Annotated in this window: 16 protein-coding genes; 12 read left to right on the top strand and 4 right to left on the bottom strand. The window is 62.2% G+C overall.

Translation table 11 applies throughout. The annotated features are described in order from the left end of the window. Positions 1 to 2: 2 nt before the first annotated feature. Positions 3 to 1,172, bottom strand: a complete 1,170-nt coding sequence (locus AC0L2M_RS14110) for a glycosyltransferase family 1 protein (RefSeq protein ID WP_473535164.1) — start codon at positions 1,170 to 1,172, stop codon at positions 3 to 5. 127 nt (positions 1,173 to 1,299) lie between these two features. Between AC0L2M_RS14110 and AC0L2M_RS14105 the strand changes: the two genes are divergently transcribed. Beyond that, a complete protein-coding gene (locus tag AC0L2M_RS14105; protein WP_473535163.1) occupies positions 1,300 to 2,499 on the top strand; it encodes a glycoside hydrolase family protein in 1,200 nt (399 codons plus the stop codon). Between the two features lie 777 nt (positions 2,500 to 3,276). Here the strand turns inward: AC0L2M_RS14105 and AC0L2M_RS14100 are convergent. From AC0L2M_RS14100 to tssH, 3 genes are all read right to left on the bottom strand, one after another. Then, complete coding sequence (locus AC0L2M_RS14100; protein WP_027154105.1) at positions 3,277 to 3,516, bottom strand: hypothetical protein; 240 nt, start codon at positions 3,514 to 3,516, stop codon at positions 3,277 to 3,279. Between the two features lie 453 nt (positions 3,517 to 3,969). Next, positions 3,970 to 5,052: a sensor histidine kinase gene (locus AC0L2M_RS14095; protein WP_287067601.1), complete on the bottom strand. Its 1,083-nt coding sequence runs from the start codon at positions 5,050 to 5,052 to the stop codon at positions 3,970 to 3,972. A gap of 245 nt (positions 5,053 to 5,297) precedes the next feature. Next, positions 5,298 to 8,078 (bottom strand): type VI secretion system ATPase TssH, encoded by a 2,781-nt coding sequence (gene tssH / locus AC0L2M_RS14090; protein WP_473535162.1) that lies wholly within the window; start codon positions 8,076 to 8,078, stop codon positions 5,298 to 5,300. Between the two features lie 333 nt (positions 8,079 to 8,411). Here tssH and tssA point away from each other — a divergent pair, with 333 nt between their 5' ends. From tssA to icmH, 11 genes are read left to right on the top strand one after another with little or no spacing between them, the layout of a single operon-like run. Continuing rightward, on the top strand, positions 8,412 to 9,605 hold the full coding sequence (gene tssA, locus AC0L2M_RS14085; RefSeq protein WP_473535161.1) for a type VI secretion system protein TssA: 1,194 nt from the start codon (positions 8,412 to 8,414) through the stop codon (positions 9,603 to 9,605). 6 nt (positions 9,606 to 9,611) lie between these two features. Further along, positions 9,612 to 10,151 carry a type VI secretion system contractile sheath small subunit gene (gene tssB / locus AC0L2M_RS14080; protein WP_023801313.1) on the top strand — a complete coding sequence of 180 codons (540 nt, stop codon included), beginning with the start codon at positions 9,612 to 9,614 and terminating at the stop codon, positions 10,149 to 10,151. Between the two features lie 3 nt (positions 10,152 to 10,154). Beyond that, the gene (gene tssC / locus AC0L2M_RS14075) at positions 10,155 to 11,660 is read left to right on the top strand and encodes a type VI secretion system contractile sheath large subunit (protein WP_023801312.1); all 1,506 of its coding nucleotides are present in this window, start codon (positions 10,155 to 10,157) and stop codon (positions 11,658 to 11,660) included. 51 nt (positions 11,661 to 11,711) lie between these two features. Then, positions 11,712 to 12,167 carry an Hcp family type VI secretion system effector gene (locus tag AC0L2M_RS14070; protein WP_023801311.1) on the top strand — a complete coding sequence of 152 codons (456 nt, stop codon included), beginning with the start codon at positions 11,712 to 11,714 and terminating at the stop codon, positions 12,165 to 12,167. Further along, a complete protein-coding gene (gene tssE, locus AC0L2M_RS14065) occupies positions 12,154 to 12,909 on the top strand; it encodes a type VI secretion system baseplate subunit TssE (protein ID WP_023801310.1) in 756 nt (251 codons plus the stop codon). The genes AC0L2M_RS14070 and tssE overlap by 14 nt, the downstream gene beginning before the upstream one ends. Position 12,910: 1 nt before the next feature. Continuing rightward, complete coding sequence (gene tssF, locus AC0L2M_RS14060) at positions 12,911 to 14,785, top strand: type VI secretion system baseplate subunit TssF (protein WP_128172612.1); 1,875 nt, start codon at positions 12,911 to 12,913, stop codon at positions 14,783 to 14,785. Then, positions 14,749 to 15,834: a type VI secretion system baseplate subunit TssG gene (tssG, locus tag AC0L2M_RS14055; RefSeq protein WP_473535160.1), complete on the top strand. Its 1,086-nt coding sequence runs from the start codon at positions 14,749 to 14,751 to the stop codon at positions 15,832 to 15,834. Before tssF ends, tssG begins: the two co-directional genes overlap by 37 nt. Further along, positions 15,831 to 17,342, top strand: coding sequence for a type VI secretion system-associated FHA domain protein TagH (tagH, locus tag AC0L2M_RS14050; protein ID WP_473535159.1), 1,512 nt, complete (start codon positions 15,831 to 15,833; stop codon positions 17,340 to 17,342). The genes tssG and tagH overlap by 4 nt, the downstream gene beginning before the upstream one ends. A gap of 3 nt (positions 17,343 to 17,345) precedes the next feature. Further along, positions 17,346 to 17,798 carry a type VI secretion system lipoprotein TssJ gene (tssJ, locus tag AC0L2M_RS14045; RefSeq protein WP_027154116.1) on the top strand — a complete coding sequence of 151 codons (453 nt, stop codon included), beginning with the start codon at positions 17,346 to 17,348 and terminating at the stop codon, positions 17,796 to 17,798. Between the two features lie 39 nt (positions 17,799 to 17,837). After that, positions 17,838 to 19,172, top strand: a complete 1,335-nt coding sequence (gene tssK / locus AC0L2M_RS14040; protein ID WP_473535158.1) for a type VI secretion system baseplate subunit TssK — start codon at positions 17,838 to 17,840, stop codon at positions 19,170 to 19,172. A gap of 4 nt (positions 19,173 to 19,176) precedes the next feature. Continuing rightward, positions 19,177 to 20,499: a type IVB secretion system protein IcmH/DotU gene (icmH, locus tag AC0L2M_RS14035; protein ID WP_473535157.1), complete on the top strand. Its 1,323-nt coding sequence runs from the start codon at positions 19,177 to 19,179 to the stop codon at positions 20,497 to 20,499.

Genomic DNA, 20,499 nt, shown 5'->3' with positions numbered 1-20,499 from the left:
GGTCAGGCTCCCCGGCGCAAAGGCACAATGCTTTTCATTGCATAGGCGCGCTGGATATGGGCAGCCATTGCGTCCCACGTTCGTTCCCAGGACATGTTGGCGAGGTAGGCATCGACTTCCTTCAACAGGAAATTCCGGGGACGTGACAGAAGGGACCGAAGCTTGGTTTCGATGTCTTCGGCGTCAACAATGTCGACCAGGCCTTCGGCGCCATAGGTGCGCACGACGTCCACAATCGCCGTGGAGACCACCGGCAGTCCGGCGGCCAGGAACTCAGGAGTTTTGGTCGGGCTGATATAGCGTGTCGCCTCGTTGAGCGCGAAGGGCATCCAGCCGGCGCTCCAGTGCCTGAGATAGCGAGGCAGGTCGGCGTAGGGCTTGGCACCCAGCCAATGTAAATTACTTGCGCGCGGCAAGCTTAGCGGGTCGATCTTGACCACCGGGCCGAGCATGACGAAATGCACTTCGGGCATTGCCTCAGCCGCCTGTGCGATCATTTCAACGTCGAGCCGTTCGTCGATCACGCCGAAGAAGCCCACTCTCGGGTGAGGTATGTGTGCCTGGTCTACAGGGTCATCGCCGGGCTCTCTTGCCTTGTGGAAATGCGCAACGTCGATGCTGCTGGGGAAGGGAAAAATCGACTTGTGGAGGCTTCGTTTGGCCTCGTACAGACTCTGCCCGCCCGTGAACACGACATCAGCGCGCTGGAACAGCGCCTTTTCCATCTGCGTCAACTCTGCCGGCGCGTTCTTGAAGGCGGAGAGTTCATCCATGCAGTCGTAGACGCACACGTCGTAGCGGAGATGATCGCTGAAACGCAGCGCCATGGGCGTGTAATACCATACAGTCAGCCGGTCATGCGGCGCTGAGGTGAGGATCTGGTCGACGAACCTGCGCTGGATGGCGTCCGCCTTTGTTGCGCAAATGCCGGCCGGAAGAACCGGGGTTACGATTGTCATTGCAGATCGATCGTTCACCCGGATCGAAGGATAGCATATTTCCTCGTAGACCGGCTCCTCAAAGTAAATTAGCTGCTGCTGTTTTGAGGCGTGCGTCAGAATATGCTGCGGGCGTTGGTGCACGAAATCCCACCTGAGGTGAGAAAAGCAAAGTATAATAGACGATTTTATCGGGATATTTGATTTATTTTTTTTGCCACCCGCTATTTTCATGTAAGATTCCTCTGAATTATAGTTCGTAATTCTCCAGATTAACATATGTTAATCGAAGCACGCTCCTGATGAATCCTTTATCCGCACATCTAACTTTCATTTGAGTAAGTTGTTCCATGGATTTTAATTGGCTGTAGCCGCCGAGCCGGCCACTTGCGCAATTGTTCGAAGAGAAGCGGCCTGCTACCAACACCCGACGGACATGTCGCCTCGGCCAAGGCGGAGGCGCTTGCAGCTTCATATCTCGCCAAATGTGGCGCATTGCCACAGAACGGCTGAAATCCGCTCAATCGTTCAACAACCATTCATGAGCGCAGGTATAAGAGTTAATGAGCCGCGCATGATTCGTTTTGGTCGCCACAGATGGCCGAAGAGGGCAGCCACCGTGAGAGAGCCGCAAGGAATGAAGTTTAACTTTGAAACCAACGTCTTTCCGTTGTTTCACCCGCAGTCCGTGGATGATCTGAAGGATCCTTGTCCGGTGTTCGACGGCGAGATTTGGCACGTCTTCGGTTCCAGCGGCACTGTCACGACCGAGAGCTGGAAAATACTACATGCCACGGCTCCGGACCTTTATGGGCCGTGGACTGAGCATGAGGCGCTCGAGTTGCCGGTAACCGGATCGGGCATAGCGGCGCCCGGCGTCATTCATGAATGCGGCGTCTTCCATATGTTTATCCAGACCGAATTCATGAAGTCGGGCGGACGTTGCGAACATGCGGTTTCCAATGATGGATTCAACTGGGTGGTGCTGAAACCGGCGATATTGTCCCTGCCGGGCACCGATGAGGACGGGATCTATGATCCCCATCCGGCGATCATCGGCGGCAAGCGCTACATCGTCTATTCAGGCATGCCTAAATTCACCAGGGTGCCGCAGCCTGACGTCTATCTGGCGCGCAGCCAATCCGATTCCTGGTTCGGGCCGTGGAAACGTCTCGGCAAGATATTGGACCATCTCGACGTTCCCCATCACAATGCGCGCGAGCATCCGGACTACGAATGGGGGATCGAGGGCGCCCAACTGGTCGAACTGCCCGACGGCCGCGTGCTTCTCAACGCCACCTGCTTCCTTCCCGAGGGTCCGCGCGGAAGTCGTCAGCGCGTATTCTTCGCCATCGCCGACGACGTCCAGGGTCCCTACGTGTCGGTCGGCCCCGTGCTTGATCCTGGTGAGCCTGGGGAGAACGGCCATTCGACGGTAATGATCGAGGGCGGGAAACTGACCTTGTTTTACCAGAGCAGACGTGAGGCAACGAACCATCGCTGGCGTTTCGGACTGGCAAGGTGCGACCTGGATCAGCAAGTCCTTTCACGAGTCGCCTAACAGGGACGACGGCACGAGGCGTCGTAGCTGCGCCATGACCTTTCATCCGCGTTCCTGTCGGTCGAGGCGTCCCCGTTGGTCCAGGCAGAGCTACCCGAAACATCTTCCACAAACTAGGGCAAGACTCGAAGGGGTAGCCGGGCTGCAGGTGCTCAAGCCGAGTGTGATGGGGTCCCCACGGGTCGATATCTATGGTCGCAAAGTTGGCCACTCGTTGCGGCCAACTGGTCCGCAGCCTCGGTCAGGCATCAGTTTCGAGTGACGCTTTCAGTGCGTGACGACGATTGGCTTTGGTGCCGATCAATTTGCGAACGGCGTTGCCAGGTCTTATGGCCCGCTCGGCCACGCGTTGCCAATCTCTGGTCAAAGAATGAGATGCCATGACCAACTTCAGGGCGACGGGGGCTTCTCGTCAGCCATCTCTTGCTCTCGCCGCTCAAGCTCCTTGTGAAGCTTTTGAGCTAATGCGACAAGCCTCGGCGACAGGGTTTGATCGCCTTCCAGTCCTAATCGCTTGCGCAGGCTCCGACGATTGTCTTCCGAACGGACCAGATCTCGGAAGCCACGATCGCTCTCTCTGGTTGCCATGGCTGTCACCTTCAGCTTTGAACGCAACTCGTCGATTGCTAAAGGGTTCCATGAGGGGGCGGATTATTTCGCTAAATCGCGTCGCGGCTGAATGGATTCACGGGACGCTAAGTTCTTGTTCTATGCATGTCGTAGTCGCAAAACCGCTTACGCGACATGGATTAAATCTTTCGAGGGGTGATCGGACACCTAAGCGGGACTGAGCGGATACTCTTCCTGCTCATCGAAAGCTACGAACAGACCCAGGGCAGCAGCGACTTCGAGGATAGCTTCGGTCAGATCGTCATTGGATGCGACCAAATCAGGTGCAGCCTGCCGAACCAGGTTTAATGCCGCTTTGACCGAGACGGTATCCCCAAAGCCGGCCCTGTTGAGAACTGCGGCAATTGCCTGATCTAGAATTGGACCGACACTATGGACGATGCTCATCCACCTTCCCCCCCCGGGAATGCGAGACAGTATAATAGCGTGTCTGGGGCCGCGATGCAACCGATGCGCGAAATCGCATGGACCAGGGGCTGCTGATCGGGCGCGACACAGGAGTATCTGGTGGCAATCTCCGAGCAGCGATCGGGTAACCGGCTCGCGCGAGGCCTCTTCATTCCAATCGAGCGCTTGATCCGCCTTCACGCCCGCCCGGAGCTCCTTTGCACCCGCAACGTGTCCCCTCACCCGCGGTCCGCCGAGTCCAGAGCTGCCTCCTAGCCCGCTGCCCCACGGCGTGAAAAAGATCTTCGAAGAGGCCCTCGGGGCAGCGGGCTTGATACGCCGGCGCAAACGAGCGAAACGCCCGCACTTCATCCTGCTACCTTACGGCGTGCCTGCCGGCTATTTGCGCAATTGCTCAAGGCCGGACATGAAGCCAACTGCCTTAGTCGGGTGTCAGCTTGCAGCCGCTGATCGAGTGAAGACGATCGTCACCTTCGTCCCTTTGCTGGCGCTCGAGTCGACCGCGAGCCGCGCCTTGGCGTTCTCGGTCAGCGAGTGCGCGATCAGGGCTCCGAGCTTGCCTGGCTTGGGCCACGTCTCGCCTTCCGGCAGTCCAATTCCGTCGTCAGCCACTATGACCCGGCAGCCGTCGCCATCGACGATGCTGTGCAGCGTTATCGTGCCGCCTTCGCGCCCCTGGAAAGCATGTTTTAGCGAATTGGTCAGCAATTCGTTGACCACCAGTCCAGCCGGCATGGCGACGTTGATTGACACCGGATATGTGTCCACCCTCATATCGAGGCGGATCCCCTCGACTGCATGCGAGCTCATCACCGCGGACGCGATCTGGCTGAGATAGACGCCAAGATCGACCTCTTCCTTCTGCTCGTCGGCCGTCAGCGTCTGGTAGAGGATCGCCAGGGCGTCGACGCGACCGGCGAGCCGTTCAAACCGTCTCCGGTCGGCCTCAGTCGCATTGCGGCTTTCAAGCCGTATCAGGGCGGTGATCATCTGCAGGTTATTCTTCACCCGGTGCTGCAGTTCGCGCAGCAGCGTGTCTTTCTCGCTGACACGCTCCTCCACCGAGGGCTGATCCGCCGCTTCGCCATGGGCGGATACGTCGACCAGCGCCACCAACCGGAAGCAGATCTTGCCGTTGTCGTCCTCGATGACATTGGAATAAACGTCGACGATCGGCAACTTGTCCTCGTTGTGCTCCAGCCTGTAGGTGCCGACCAAATCGGTCTCCCGGACCACGGCCTCGGCCAGCGGGCGGTCCTTCTGCTGGTAGAGGCCTGTGCCCGAAAGGGCCGACCAGTTTTCTCGAGTTAGCCTAGCGACCGTCAGGCCTGACAGTTTCTCGAACTCCGGATTGGCGTAGACTACACGCTCCTCAGCGGCCAGGTCTGCAACGGCTATGGCGATCGGCACCTGGTCAAGGAATTTCTTGAACTGTTCGCTTTCCAGTGCGGTTGCGAGTTCAGGTGTGTCAAGCAACTGCTCGACCGCATCGGCCTTGTCTGAAGTGGATGTCATTTGCGCGCCTGTTCTGGGCGTACAATATCAATAATGCAGTGCGCCCGCCATCGCCAAAGCTGGAGTTGCATCGCGCCGTGTCAGGCATCTGACCATAAGACGTGCCTCGCGCAACGGCCCTGGGTAAAACGACATCTTCCGATCGGCCGGCTCCGGCATGCTGACGGCGGGCCAGCGGCTCCGCGAAACCCACCGCGCAGCCGGTCCAGCCCGCCGAGTGAATCGGGGTCCCACGTTCTGCTCAGCTATTCAAAGGAATAGGTGAAACCTCCTTCGGAGGCTCCGACCGTCACCTTCGTCATCTTTTCGCCCTCGAGCGACCGGTTCAGCACGCCACGGCTCAATTCGGGCAGAAGCGTGTTTGTCAAAATGGCGTCGATCATTCGGCCGCCGGATTCGATCTCGGTGCAGCGGGCTTTGACCAGATCCATGACACCGTCACCGATCACCAACTCGGCATCGTTGCTCGAGCGCAGCCGGCGGGCGATCTTGGCGAACTGATGGCGGGTGATCGCTTCGATCATCATGTCCGAGAGCGGGTAATAAGGGATGGTCACCACCCGGCCAAGAAAGGCCGCTGGGAAAACTTTCAGCAGCGGGGCGCGCAATGCTGTGTCGAGATCGTCGAGCCCCGCCCGCACCGTGCCGCTGCTGGTCCGGTCCATGATGACTTCGGAGCCAACGTTCGAGGTGAGCAGGATCAGCGTGTTCTTGAAATCGATCCGGCGGCCTTCACTGTCGTCCATCATTCCCTTGTCGAAGACCTGGAAGAAGATTTCGTGCACGTCCGGATGCGCCTTCTCGACCTCGTCAAGCAGGATCACCGAATAGGGCTTGCGCCGGACCGCCTCGGTGAGGATGCCGCCCTTGCCATAGCCGACATATCCGGGTGGCGCGCCCTTCAAGGTTGAGACGGTGTGCGCCTCCTGGAACTCGGACATGTTGATCGAAATGAGGTTCTGCTCGCCGCCATAGAGCGTCTCGGCCAGGGCCAGCGCGGTTTCGGTCTTGCCGACGCCCGAGGGACCGCAGAGCAGAAACACCCCCACCGGCTTTTCGGGCGCGCCGAGCCCGGCGCGGCTGGTCTGCACGCGCTTGGCAATCATTTCCATGGCGTGATCCTGACCGACCACGCGCTCGGACAGCGTGACGGCGAGCCGCAGCGCCTTTTCGGTCTGGCTCGTCAGCATCCGGCCAGTCGGGATGCCGGTCCAGTCCTGCACCACCGCCGCCACGGCGTTGCGGTCGACCGACGGCAGGATCAGCGGCGTCTCGCCCTGCGCTTCTGCGAGTTCGGCCATCAGCTCGCGCAGCCGCGCGAGATCGGCAGCCGGGTCGGGTGGAGAAGGACCGGCAGCGGCCGTTGCTTCCGCATCGGGTTCGGGCGCATCGGGTTCGGGCGCATCGGGTTCGGGCGCTTTGATCTCAGATACATCGGCGCCTGCGGTTTCGGCCACCGCCCCCGAAGGCTCCACGGCGTCGAGCGGCACACCCTCGCCGCGCAGCCTGGCGCGCAGTTCGAGTATCTCGCCAACCAGCGCCTTTTCCCGATCCCAGCGTTGCTGCGCGGCAGCAAGCGTGAGTTCGGTCTCGGCAAGCCCGGTTTCGACCCGAGCCTGCCGGTCGGCCACGTCGATGCCGATCGCTGCCTCGCGGCCGATGATGGCGCGCTCGACCTCCAGCGCCTGGCGGCGGCGCATGATGTCCTCGACCTCGGCCGGGGTGGCATGCTGCGAAATGGCGACACGGGCGCAGGCGGTGTCGAGAAGGCTCACGGCCTTGTCGGGCAGTTGCCGTGCCGGGATGTAGCGGTGGGACAGGCTGACCGCCGCCTCGATCGCCTCATCGAGTATCTGCACCTTGTGATGCTGCTCGAGGACACCGGCGACACCACGCAGCATGAGAACGGCGACCGCTTCCGACGGCTCATCTATCTTGACGACCTGGAAGCGACGGGTAAGCGCCGGGTCCTTCTCGATGTGCTGCTTGTATTCGGCCCAGGTCGTCGCCGCGATCGTGCGAAGCTCGCCGCGCGCCAGCGCCGGCTTCAGCAGATTGGCCGCATCACCGGTTCCTGCCGCGCCGCCGGCGCCGATCAAGGTGTGCGCTTCATCGATGAAGAGGATGACCGGCGTTTCCGAGGATTGCACCTCGTCAATGACCGCCTTCAGCCGTTTTTCGAATTCGCCCTTTACGCTGGCGCCCGCCTGCATCAGGCCGACATCGAGCATGCGCACGCTGACGCCCTGCAGCGTCGGCGGCACGTCGCCCTCGGCAATGCGCAAGGCAAAGCCCTCGACGACCGCGGTTTTGCCGACCCCCGCCTCGCCGGTCAGGATCGGGTTGTTTTGCCGGCGCCGCATCAGGATATCGACGATCTGCCTGATCTCGGGATCGCGGCCGACGACCGGATCGATCTTGCCGTCGCGGGCGCGCTGGGTCAGGTCGGTGGCATATTTGGCCAGCGCCGAATCCGCGCCCGGAGCCCGCCGCGGTGTTTCGGCGGCGGCAACCGCAGTCGAGGCGCCGGCTTCGAGCGAACCCTCCATGACGTCCGCGAACCGCGCAATAACGGCCTGCGCATCGATCTTGTCGAATTCGCCGCTGATCTTCGACAGCAGGCCTTCCAGCACCGGCGTCTTCAGGCAGGCGAGCAGAATATGCGCACTGCGCACTTCCTCGACGCTGAATTCCAGTCCCGCCAGGCCCCAGGCCTCCTGGATGGCGTGAAAGATATGATCGGAAAATTCCTCGATCGAAGTGGCGCCGTAAGGCAGCTTGTCGACGGCGCGGGTCATATCGGCCGTGAGCCGGCTCGCATCCACCCCGGCGTCTGCCAGTATCAGCTGCACATCCGATCGCTCTGAAAGCACCAGCTGCTCGATGAAGTGAACGAGCTCGACATAAGGATTGCCGCGCAGCTTGGCGGTGTCGGCCGCAGCCTTGAAGGCGCGCAAACAGATGGGGTTGAGCTTGCCGACCAGTTCCTTGCGTTTAAAGCTCTGCGACGACCGGCGCTGTTCCATCGAACTTGCCCCTCCAATCTGCCAGCCAACAAACTGCCACATAAGCAGCGACTTGACAAAGAGCGTTTATGAGCGGGGCGTCCGGGTGTGCGATTCAGTCGATTTCTTCCGTCCCGGCAGGCGCCGGCGCCATCGGCTGCAACGCCATCGAACGCCCCGCCTGATGGCGATGCGTTCACCGACAGGGTTCGACAAATCCGCCAGCACTTTTGAGCCCAGCGCGCCGGTTGCAGGCTCGTATTAAGATTGAGCATCAACTAAATTGTGGTAAAGTGTCGCAGTGTGGTAACGTTGGGTCAGGCACGGCCCACGAGCCGCGCGCTGGGGGATGGTGTGCTTGATCTCGCACTCTGGCTGAATCCGCTGGACGGTGAAAATCCGTCAGGGGAGGATTTGCGCAACGATCCAGCCTTTCATGAGCTGGAGCGTCTCACCGAGCCGCAGGTCAAGGTCGTCCATGGCGGCCACAACCAGCCCTCGTCGCAAAGCACCATTCCGGTCGACTGGCCTGCCGTCCTCGACAAGGCGGAGGAATTGCGTGCGCATGGCCGGGATCTGCGCCTGCTCGTCATTGTCACGCGCGCGCTGGCCAATGAGCAGCGGCTCGCCGGGCTCGCACATGGCCTGACCCTTGTTGCGCGGAGCTTCGATCAGCATTGGGAGACCATGCACCCGGCCCTGCGGCCCAGTGCTTCACCACGCGACGCCGCCTTGCGTCGCATCAACGCCCTGCTCGACCTCCAGAATGGCCAGGACGGGCTGCTGGCGGACTTGCGGCGAATGATTTTCTTCGCGCCGCGCCCTATGGGGCCGATCAGCGGACGCGATCTGGAACAAGCCGCACTCGACGAGCGGGTCATGCTTCTGGAAGCGGCTTCGGGATTGAATGCGGCGGAAAAGGCAACGCTGGCCAGCGCGCACGGTCAACTGCTGAACCGGGTTCATAGCGGGTGCAAGGCGCAGGCCGATCAAGCCAATGCGGAGATGATGTCGCTCATTGCCGATGCTCATGCGGCGATCACGGCTCTTGATGCGGTCGAGACGGCTCTCAACGGCCGTCTGCAGGGCGGTGGCGCCGCTGTTCCGGAATTGAAACGGTTTCTGCAGCGTTTGCTGTCGACCCTCGAACGGAATTCGGCAATCGAAACGGCGACGAACGGCGCGGCCGAGCCAGCCCCCACGACTGCAGATCCGGAAATGCCTGCTCGAAACGGTCAAATGCCTGCAAAGGGCCATGGAGCCGATACTATGGCAAGTGTGGCGAGTTACGCGGAACCGAGCACGGGGCTGCCGGAACGGATTTCCTCGCGCGACGACGTCGTGAAATGCCTCGACCTCGTCGTCGCCTTTTATGACCGCACCGAACCGTCGAGCCCGATCCCGCACCTGGCCCGCCGGGTGCGCCGGATGGTGCATATGGATTTCGTTGAACTGATGGAAGATCTCGCCCCGTCGGGGCTGAAGGAATTCCGGCTGCTTGCCGGCGTTCCCGATGCCAAGAAGACGGCCCAGAAGGATGAAAGGTAACGAGCCATGGCAGCTGAAAGCAAAGCGAAAGTCATCGAACGGAACCGCGCTCCGCGCGTGCAGATCGCCTATGACGTGGAAACCTATGGCAGCCCGACGACGATCGAATTGCCGTTCGTCATGGGCGTGATGGCCGACCTCTCCGGCGCTTCACAGACCAGGGAAGCGATGAAGTCGGTACTGGACCGCTCCTTTGTCGAGACTGACGCCAACCGCTTCCCCCGTTTCATGGAGGCGCTCGGGCCGCGCGTCAAAGCCCGTGTGAAGAATACGCTGCCCCAGGCTGAGGGCGCCGAGCGGGACGAAGAGCTAGCACTCGATCTTACCTTCACCAAAATGGGCGATTTCGCCCCGGACAAGATCGCCGAACAAGTCCCGCAATTGGCCGAGATCCTCAAGATGCGTCGTCAGCTCGAGGAGCTGCTCGGTTTCATGGACGGCCGTGTCGACGCCGAAAAGCGCATCGCGCAACTTCTGAACAACGAGCCGCTTCTCGGCAAGATCGCCAACCAGGCATTATCCGACGACGACAAGGTTCAGGAGTAAATCATGGCCGAACAACAAAAAACCGCAGCCGTCGCCGCTGAGGCGGAAGCCATAGACCTCGGAGAATTCAGCGGGCTCCTCGAGAAGGATTTCAAGGTCAAGAAGGACGACAGCGAGAAGCTGCAGCAGCTCGTCCGTAATCTCGCGCTGGCGGCGCAGTCCCGCTCCGATACCACGACCATCTCGTCCAACGCGATCAAATCGATCAAGTCGCTGATAGCAGGCATCGACAAGATGCTGACTACCCAGGTGAACGAGATTCTGCATGCGCCGGAAGTGCGCGAAATGGAAGGCACATGGCGCGGCCTATGGTATCTCGTCAACAACACCGAGACGGATCAGAAGCTGAAGATCCGGGTGATGAACATTTCCAAGGTTCAGCTTGCCGACACGCTTGAAGACTACGAAGGCCAGATGTGGGATCAAAGCCCGATCTTCAAGAAGGTCTATACGGACGAGTATTCGATGCTGGGTGGCGAGCCGATCGGCTGCCTGATCGGCGCCTACGAATTCTCGAACCATCCGCGTGACGTCGGCCTGTTGCGCAACATCTCGGGCATCTGTGCCTCCGCGCATACGCCGTTCATCGCAGCCGCCGACCCGCGGCTGTTCCGCATGGACAGCTGGCAGGAACTGCCGAACCCGCAGGACCTGCAGATGATCGTCTCCAACCCGGCCTATGCCTCGTGGCAATCGCTGCGCGAGAGCGAGGACGCGCGCTACATCGGCCTGACCATGCCACGTGTTCTGGCGCGACTGCCGTATGGCTCGGAAACCGTTCCGGTGAAGGGCTTCACTTTCGAGGAAGAAGTGCAGGGCGACCACAACAAATATGTCTGGATGAACGCCGCCTTCCCGATGGGCGTCAACATAAACCGCAGTCACAAGCTCTATGGCTGGGGCACGCAGATCCGCGGAGTCGAGAACGGCGGCACAGTGATCAACCTGCCGGTGCACTCCTTCCCCACGGACGACGGATCGATCGCGATGAAATGCCCGACGGAAGTTGCCATCGACGACCGGCGCGAGGCGGAACTGGCCAAGCTCGGCCTGATGCCCATTCTGCACCGCAAGAACACCGATCTCGCAGCCTTTATCGGTGCGCATTCGCTGCAGGACGACGAGACGCGCGCCGGGCGGCTGGTCGATCCCGACGCCCAGTCAAATGAACGGCTGAGCGCCAACCTGCCCTATCTTTTCCCGGTTTCGCGCTTTGCGCACTACCTCAAGGCCATTGCGCGCGACAAGATAGGGTCGTTCAAGGAGCGCTCCGACATGCAGATCTGGTTGACCGAGTGGATCAACCGCTACGTGCTGGCCAACCCGGCCTTTGCCGACGACAAGGCGCGCGCCAAGCGCCCGCTTGCCGCCGCTGAAGTCCAGGTGGACAGCGTCGAGGGGCGGCCGGGCTACTACAACGCCCGCTTCTATCTGCGCCCGCATTACCAGTTGGAGGGCATCAACGCCTCGCTTCGACTGGTGTCAGAACTACCGTCCGTAAAGGCTTGATTTTGCAGCAACATCCACCTTGTTTTGTTTTGAAAGCGCTGGAGGAAGACAATGCCCGTGAAAATTGATGGTTTTCTAAAAGTTCCGGATATCAAAGGGCCAAGCGTTCGAGACGGCCATGAGGACGAAATCGAAGTCCACGGGGTCGATTACAAGATAATCGCGCCATACGATCCGAATTCGCTCTCACGCCGCGGTCGCGTGTCGCTGGGGATGATCAAGTTCACCAAGCATTATGACAAGTCATCGCCCTATCTGAAAAAGGCGCTGTTCGACAACAAGGCGCTGGACGAAGTTGTGTTCTCCGCCCGCCGGACCATCGATGGCGAGACCAGCGATTATCTGGTCGTCACCCTGACCGACGCTTCGATCATGGAATACGACATGTCGCAGGCCGAGGACGAGGAAGACCTGATCGAGGAGGAGGTCAGCTTCGCCTACAAGAAGATCAAGTTCGTCTATGACAAGGATGACGAAATCGAAATGGATGTCTATGTCGGCAAGTGAGGCGCGGCGGCCCGGCGCCGACAAGCTACAGGTTACCGGCAGTTCGCGGGCGAAACGCGAGGCGGTCCAGCCCTCTCTTTGGGACCGCCTCGTCAACGATCTGCCGGGCGTCACCTCCGAGATCGACGGGCTGCGCCAGACCTTGCAGGACGAGTTGGGCGCGGACCGGCTGGACACGCTGCTGGCGGGCAGCGCGCGGCTGATCGACGCCGACGCGGAGCTGACTCCCGATCAGAAGCGGCGTCTGCACCGCCTGGCCTTTCAGACCCAACACCGCGCCGAGATCGAAAGCCGTGGCGTGGTTGTATCGGCCCGCGTCCTCAGGGAGGCGGTGCGGCGCGACATCGAGGCCTTGTTCAACACCGAGCGTTTTGAAGCTGTTCCGCTTCTTTCCGATTTCGAAAGCGAACAGGCCGCAGACAATCCGCCGTCGCTGGCCGATTTTCCGGAGGTGCGCCGAAGTGTGGTCAACTACGGCGTGCCGTCGTTTTCGGGCCGTTCGTCCCGCGACTTTGATCGCGAGACCCTGGCGCGCGAGATCCGCTCGGTCCTTGCCACCTTCGAGCCCCGTCTCAAGGAAAGCGCAACCAAGGTAACGGTGACCCTCGGTGACAAAAGTGTCGGCCTGAAGATCGAGATAGACGCCGTTCTGATCATGACGCCGACGCCGGAACGCATGCGCCTGCGCACCACGATCAATCTCGATAACGGCCTGGCGCGGACCGAATTCAGGGACAGCTGAGATGGATCGGGTCTTCGTAGAATATTACGAGGAGGAACTGACCCATATCCGCGGACTCGCGGCGGAATTTGCCGACATGCATCCGGCGGTGGCGCGCAATCTTTCTCTCGATACCGTCCCGTGCCCGGATCCGTATGTCGAGCGGCTGCTTGACGGCGTCGCTTTCCTCGCTGCACGCACCCGGTTGAAAGTCGACGCCGAGCGTTCGCGGTTTTCACGCAGCGTGCTGGATGTGCTGTATCCCGATCTGGTTACCCCGGCCCCGGCTACGGCAATGGCAGTGCTGAAACCCGGCCAGCAGGTCCAGTCGATGATTGCCGGCCATGCCATCAAGCGGAACACGCGGCTGGTGTCCAGTCTGCAACCCGGCCTGTCGACGCGCTGCACATTCACCACCGCGCAGGAAATCACGCTGTGGCCGATAACCATCAATTCGGTCAGCTATTTCCAGGATCGCAGCGGGTTGGCGGCGGCCGGCATAACACCGATCGGCGGCGCAGGCGGCGAGGCGGCGCTGCGCATCACGCTGGGTCGGACCGGAAAAGGCAAGCTCGGCGAACTGGCGCTCGACCGGCTTGATTTCTATTTTGCCGGGCGCACCAAGGCGCCATTGCTGTTCGACGCGATTTTCGGCGCCTGCTCGGCGGTTGGCGCCCGCGCCGAGGGCAAGGCCAATCCGCTGTCGCGGTTGCCGGAACCCGAAATGGTCGGCATCAGCGACGACGAGGCGTTGATGCCTCGTACCCGGCCGACATTCGAAGGCTACCGCCTGCTGCGTGAATATTTCATGATGCCCGAGCGCTTTCACTACGTGCGGGTTTCAGGACTGCAACCGGTCGTGCGCCGATGCGAGGCCGGGGTCGAGATCATCTTCATGTTCCGGCGCCCGGTGCCCGAGCTTGCCGATGTGACGCCGGCGGATTTCGAACTTTTCGCGACACCGATCATCAACCTGTTCGAGCGTGACTGCAACGTCATCGAACTTGATCCGCGCAGAACGCGGCAGGTGTTGCATGCCGACCGCACGCGGGCGCGCGACTTCGAAATCTATCGGGTGACCCATGTCGAGGACGCCGACGCCGAGGGTCCTGACGCCGAAATTCCAGAACTCTTCAGCCTGGGGCAAAACCGCAGCAATGGCTGGGTCTATTCCACCGAACGGCGCCCTCGCCGGGCCACCGAAGATGAACGGCGCGACGGACTGACCCGCACTTCCTACACCGGAGACGACGTTTTCCTTTCGGTTTCCCGGCCGGCCGGAAGCCCGGCGAACCGGCCGCTGAAGCGGCTCGACATCATGGCGCTTTGCACCAACCGCGATCTGCCGATCCTCGACGACAACCCTACCCTGACGCTGGAGACAGGCGATCCGGTCGAAACGGTCCGGCTTATCGGTGCTTTGCGCCCGCCCCAGCCGGCGATCCCGGCCGCGCTGCCCGCCGGCGCCGAAGGCGAATCTCGAGCCGACAATCTCGCATGGCGGCTCGTGGCGCAGTTGGCCCTCAACTTTCTCAGCCTCGCCAAGGAAGGCCGCGGTGTCGATCCGCTGCATGCGCTGCTCGATCTTTATGCCGACCGGGGAGATCCGAGCCTGGCTCGCAACGTGCACTCGATCGTTCGCATCGACTCGCGATCCGTCATCGAACGGCTGCAGATCGATGGGCCGATGTGCTTCGGACGGGGCACGGAAGTGACATTGCATGTGGACCAGTCGGTCCTGGCCGGGCAAAGCACATTGCTGCTTTCAGCCTTGCTTGCCCGGCTGTTTGCCCGTCACGCCGGGATAAACGGCTTTGTGCGGACCCGCACGCGGTTGCTGCAGAAGCAGGAGGATGTGCCATGGCCGATGACGCCCGGCAATCGCTACCTGATCTAGGCAAGCTCGACCCGGTCCGGGCCGAAGAACTGGATGATACGTTCGACTTCTTCGAACTGTTGCGCCGGCTCGAACAACGGGGCGGGCTGTTCGGCCATTCCGGCCGCGCAGATCGCGAGCCGGCAAGGCTCGGGCAGCATGTGCGTCTTAGCTTTTCCGCCAAGGACGTGGTCGAATTCCGCGAAGCGAAGGACAAGACGCCGGGGAACGACGGGGTGCCGGCCCGGGTCACGGTTGCCAATCTCGGGCTGATGGGACCGGAAGGCCCGATGCCGCTTCATTTGACACGTTGGGTGCTCGATCGTCTGTCGCAGCGCTGGTTCACCGGCGCTGACGCACGGCAGACCAGCGACACGACGTTCGTGGACTTCGTCAATATTCTCCAGCACCGCATGATCGCCCTGTACTATCGAGCCTGGGCCGACGCGCATCCGGCGGTACAGGTCGAACGCGCGGTCGGCGGCCGGGTAAGGGCCATGCTTGAAGCCATGGCGGGAACCGGACTTCCCGGTACCCAAAATCCCGATCTCGACGCCGTGAAGCTTCGCCAGGCCGCGTCGCTCGCCAGCCAGGTCGACGGTCCGGAGCGGCTGACGCTGTTCCTGGCGGAAGCGTTCAAGGTGCCGGTCGCGATCAAGGAGTTCGTTGCCACCTGGATGACCATACCGGCGACGCTCCAGACCCGGCTTACCCAGGCTTACGCAGTGCTGGGTCGCGGGGCGACGATCGGCCCGCGCGTTTTCAGCCGCCAAAGCAGGATCGAACTCCGCGTCGGCCCACTCGGCTACGAGGAGTTCAAGTCGTTCCTGCCGGGCGGCCAACGCCTGAAGATGTTCAAGCAGGCGGTTCGCGATATGGTCGGGGAATCGCTCGACGTCGATCTGCGGATCGTGCTCGCGCGCGAAGCTGTGCCGCCGCCGCGTATCGGAGCGGTACAGCTCGGCCGAACCACCTGGCTTGCGCGGCCCACCGAAAGGGGCGATGCTGACGATATGCGGCTGCGGACGATCGTCGGATGGCGGCCGGAAATGGCGGAGGTCGCGGCATGAGTCTGCTGCTGACGCTGGAGCACGGGCCACGCACCCAGGCGGTACGGCAGACCCGGCTGGACGAGGGTGAACTGGTGATCGGCCGCAGCGCGGACGCGGACTGGCAGATTGACGACCCCGACATGTTCGTTTCACGCGCCCATTGCAGGATCACCGGCGGGCCGGATGGGTATTTCGTCACCGACACATCAAGCAGGGGTTTGTTCATAAACGATTCTGACAGCCCGCTCGGCACCGGCACGTCGGTCCGTCTTCAGAACGGCATGCGGCTGAGGCTGGGCGACTACATCGTATGCGTCGATCTGCAGACGCCGGTCGCTCACGCGCCAGCGGCCAGCCAATCGTTCGCCGAACCGTCACCGCCGGCATCGCGAGCGCCGGTAAGCATCGGCCGCGATGACTTCTTTTCAGCCACGGTCGAAGAAGAGCCGCGCCGGCCGCGTCCAGCCGATCTGCCGAACCCGTTCGAGCAACCCGTTCCAGGAGCGTTCGAGCGCGCCAACCAGCGCAGTTCGCCTGCCTTCGACGATCCGTTCAGCCTCGACCCGGTATCGACACCCGCGCCGAATGGCGCCGGCTATTCCGAACCACGTCGTGCGCCGGACGCCGCAGACCCATTCAGCTTCGATCCGGTGCCTTCCGGTGCAAGCGAGCCCGTTCCAGGCCAGCCCGTTTCAAGCCAGCCCGTTTCAAGCCAGCCCGTTTCAAGCCAGCCCGTTTCAAGAAAGTCCTCCGAATTCGATGACGGTTTCGGTTTCGGGCCGGCCGCGTCGCCCGATTTGAGAAACGGCGCCGGCTCGGCCGGTCAACGCAAACACATCGCCCCAGAGCCGCAGCCGGCCAATCCCTGGGATTTGCCTGGCCCCGCGGCAGCTATCCCTTCTCCGCCACGTGCCGCGCCCAGGCCCGCCCCCTCCCCGGCAGCGGCGCAACCGGCGAACATGGCCCTTCGCAGCGCTTTCCTGCGAGGTATGGGCATCGAGGAAGCCGAGTTTCCCGGACGCGACAGCGTCGCGGAAATGGAGAAGTTCGGTCGCGAGTATCGGCTGATGATGGAGGGCCTGATGCAGCTGCTGCGCAAGCGGGCCGAGGAAAAAGGCAACGCTCGCGTCGCCCAGACGGTGGTTGGGGCCTCTGAAGTCAATCCGCTCAAGTTTCTGCCGACGGTCGACGACGCAATCGTGACCCTCATCGCCGAGCGCAGCCCCGGATTTCTAGGCGGTGAAGCGGCAATCGCCGACGCGGTCCGCGATCTCGCGCAACATCACGTGCGCGCCTGGCGAGGCGTGCAGTCCGCCTTGCGGCGAATGATTGACCGTTTTGACCCGGCAGCGATCGAGGAAGAGCTCAAATCGAGTTCCGCGATCGGCATCGTGCTTTCGGGCGGGCGCCGCGCCAGGCTGTGGGAGCTTTACCAGAAACGCCATCGTGACATCGCCCAGAGTGCGGAATCGAGCTTTTTGGGCGAAATCGGCGCTGATTTTCGGGATGCATATGAGGAGGAGTGAAACATGATCGATCGCCGCGAATTTGTCGTTGCCCTGGGCGCAACCGGGCTGCTTGCTGCTTGCCAGAGCGGTCCGCCAAAACCATCCGCGGTGACCGTCAACCTGACCGGCGCGGCCGGCATGAACCCGGGACCCGGCGGCGGCGACCGGCCGGTGACGGTCCTGGTGATGCGGCTGCGCAGCACCGGCAAATTCAATTCGGCCGATTATTTCGCGCTGCAGGGGGATGCCGGCTCCGCACTCGCAGGCGATCTCATCGGATCCGACCAGATCTCCGTCGGGCCTGGAAAGACCGCATCCAAAACCATCACGGTCGAGCCGGACGCGGCTGCGCTGGGCTTCGTTGCCCTCGTTCGCGAGCCCGGCGGCCGGACCTGGCGTACAACCAAGTCGGTGTCGTCGGGATCAACAGTTACCGTCAACGTCACGCTTGGCAGCGGCGGCATTTCCGCCTAGCGGCCAGGGCAAGGGGTGCTCGATGCAGGAAGTAGCGGCATGAGCGATGCAAACAGGGTGCTGTGGTCCGAAGGCCTGTTTCTCCGGACCCAGCATTTTCAGCAGCAGGATCGCTTTTTCGAGGCGACGGTGCGCGGCGCGTTGCAGGCCGGGCAGCTGCATACGTTCGGCTTTCAGCAGCTGACGCTGGACCAGGCAATGCTCGATGCCGGCCAGGTCTCGATCCTGTCGGCACGCGGCATCTTTCCAGATGGAACCCCCTTCTCCATCCCGGACCTGATGGACGCGCCACGACCGCTGCCGGTCACCGCCGATACCGGCGCCGGACCGGTGCTGGTCGCCCTGCCGCTCGAGCCTGCCGGCGGTGTCGGCTTCGATCCGGCGCACGCCGCATCGACAGGCGCACGCTATCATGGGCGGATCGTTTCGGTGCGTGACGCCGTCCAGGGCGGTTCGGATCCTGAAGAAATCGAAATCGCCCGCCCGCAGGCGCTGCTGATTGCACCGGGAAAATCGGTTGGCGGCTACACCGCGCTGCCGATAGCCGACATCAAAGGGATTCGCGCCGACGGCGGCGTCTCGCTGGACGAGGCGTTCCTGCCGCCGACACTGGTTACCGGAGCGGTGGCCTGGTACCGGCAGCTGCTTCTGGAAGTTGTCACCGGCCTCGACCAGATCGCCGAGGCGCATGGCAAAATGGTCATGGGCGGGCCAGGGCGCAGCGTCGAAGACCTGCTGATGCTCAATCTCGCCAATGCGGCGCGTCCGCGGCTGGCGCACATGCTGGCTCAGGATGTCTTCCACCCGGCCGAGCTATACCTGGAGCTTGCCGGTCTTGCCGGCTCCATGGCGACCTATGGCTCGAGCGCGCGACGGCTGAGCGAGTTGCCGGCCTACGATCACATGGCACCCGGCCCCGCCTATTCGGCGCTGGCCGACGCCTTGCGCTCGCTCATCCTGAGCCTGCGCTACATCGAGCCTAAATCACGCGCACTGCCGGTCATGCGACATTCGACCAATGTCTGGAAAATCCGCATCGACAACCCGAAGCTGCTGGTGGCCAGCCGGATCGTCATCCGGGTCGGCTCCGAGCTGTCGGAAGATGCGTTGCGCAAGATTTTCGTCAACCAGGCGACTGTCGGTTCGGCCGATCAGTTCGAGGGCCTGTGGAAATCCCGTCTACCCGGCATTCCACTGAAGCCGCTTCATTCCCAGCCGCGCGAAATCCCCTACGATGGCGATCGGCTGTGCCTTGAGCTGGATCAGAAAAGCGAGCACTGGGCCTCGCTGCTCGATGCCCCCGGCTTCGTCATCGGCGTGTCGGGCGTGCTGCCGAGCGAGCCGCAGGTCGACTGCTATTCGGTAAACAGGTGAGATGATGAGCCGGGATGATCCTTTCGGACTGTCGGAGGATCGCGAACGCACGCGCATACGACTGACCGGCGCGCCGATGCCGCGACCGATGACGCCACTGTTGTCGGGTGTGCCAATCAAACGGTCGCGCACCCATCCGAACACGCTGGTCAACGCATTCGCGCCGCTGCTCGAGTTCGCGCCCGAGCTGGAAAGCGCGCTGGCGCCGGAAAACCCGGAAGCGTTGCGCACCCGGTTGCTCGATGAGTTGGTCCGGGCGCGTGACGCGGCAATGGCGGCAGGGTCCTCCCTGGAGCGCGCCGACCAGGCAGCCTGGGTGGTGGCGGCATTGCTCGATGACCTGGCCCTGAACACGCCATGGGGCGGCGCCAGCGCATGGCCGCGCCAGCCGCTTGTGGTGATGCTGCGAGGCGATGTCGATGCCGGCACGCAGTTCTTCACGCGTCTCGACGAACTGGAGCGGCATCCGAACCGGGATCGCGAATTGCTCGAACTGCAATATCATTGCCTGGCGCTCGGCTTCCGCGGCAAATATCGTGTGCCAGGCCGGTCGGGCGACCGCTCGCTCAATGCGGTTCGCGTTGCTGCGGCGCGCTTTCTGCGCGATGCCGATGCCGACGGCGCGCCGCTGTCGCCGAACTGGAAAGGCGTGATCGCATCCGACGAGCCTCAGCGCTTCATCGTGCCGATCTGGGTGATGGGGCTCGGCGCGGCGGTTCTCGCCACTGCAATCTATCTCGGGCTGTCGATGGGACTGAGCAGTCAGGCGGTCGAGCTTTCGACGCTGGTTCGTGCTTTGCCGCCGCCAGTCCGCGGCGAGATCAGCCGGACATCGCCACAGGTCGACGCGCCGCCGCCGGAGGCGGTGGATTTCGCGCTGGTGCCGGAGTTTCAGGCCGGAGCGCCGGCCAATCTCAGGGCTGCGCTAAGCGGCACCGAGAGCGTTTCGCTGGCCAGGCTGATCATCCAGGCCTCCAACCCCGAACTGTTCCAGTCGTCGCGGCCGACACTGACGGAAGGCTTCGAACCGCTGATCGGGTCAATCGCCAAAGTGATCCTCGCCAATCAGGAACTGATCGGCAACATCACCGTGGTCGGCCATACCGACAGTATTCCCTTGCAACGATCCAATCCGCTTTCCACCAACCAGCGGCTGTCGGAAGCGCGCGCGGCAACCATTACCGAGATGCTGGTCCAGAACGGTGTGCCGCAGGACCGCATTCGCTTCGAAGGACGTGCAGCTACCGATCCAGTGGCCGACGACAGCACCCGCGCGGGACGGGCCTTGAACCGCCGCGTCGAGGTGCTGGTCGAAAAGAGGCTGTGA

This window comes from Mesorhizobium sp. WSM4806 (genome assembly GCF_055811635.1).
This window is presented reverse-complemented; position numbering and strand designations above follow the sequence as displayed.

Bases quoted from the DNA above. Each gene is read 5' to 3' on its own strand.
- tssC (WP_023801312.1), top strand. From the start codon at position 10,155: ATGGCCGAACAACAAAAAACCGCAGCCGTCGCCGCTGAGGCGGAAGCC.
- tagH (WP_473535159.1), top strand. From the start codon at position 15,831: ATGAGTCTGCTGCTGACGCTGGAGCACGGGCCACGCACCCAGGCGGTA.
- tssK (WP_473535158.1), top strand. From the start codon at position 17,838: ATGAGCGATGCAAACAGGGTGCTGTGGTCCGAAGGCCTGTTTCTCCGG.
- tssB (WP_023801313.1), top strand. From the start codon at position 9,612: ATGGCAGCTGAAAGCAAAGCGAAAGTCATCGAACGGAACCGCGCTCCG.
- tssE (WP_023801310.1), top strand. From the start codon at position 12,154: ATGTCGGCAAGTGAGGCGCGGCGGCCCGGCGCCGACAAGCTACAGGTT.
- AC0L2M_RS14095 (WP_287067601.1), bottom strand. From the start codon at position 5,052: ATGACATCCACTTCAGACAAGGCCGATGCGGTCGAGCAGTTGCTTGAC.
- AC0L2M_RS14070 (WP_023801311.1), top strand. From the start codon at position 11,712: ATGCCCGTGAAAATTGATGGTTTTCTAAAAGTTCCGGATATCAAAGGG.
- icmH (WP_473535157.1), top strand. From the start codon at position 19,177: ATGAGCCGGGATGATCCTTTCGGACTGTCGGAGGATCGCGAACGCACG.
- tssJ (WP_027154116.1), top strand. From the start codon at position 17,346: ATGATCGATCGCCGCGAATTTGTCGTTGCCCTGGGCGCAACCGGGCTG.
- AC0L2M_RS14110 (WP_473535164.1), bottom strand. From the start codon at position 1,172: ATGAAAATAGCGGGTGGCAAAAAAAATAAATCAAATATCCCGATAAAA.
- tssG (WP_473535160.1), top strand. From the start codon at position 14,749: ATGGCCGATGACGCCCGGCAATCGCTACCTGATCTAGGCAAGCTCGAC.
- tssH (WP_473535162.1), bottom strand. From the start codon at position 8,078: ATGGAACAGCGCCGGTCGTCGCAGAGCTTTAAACGCAAGGAACTGGTC.
- tssF (WP_128172612.1), top strand. From the start codon at position 12,911: ATGGATCGGGTCTTCGTAGAATATTACGAGGAGGAACTGACCCATATC.
- AC0L2M_RS14100 (WP_027154105.1), bottom strand. From the start codon at position 3,516: ATGAGCATCGTCCATAGTGTCGGTCCAATTCTAGATCAGGCAATTGCC.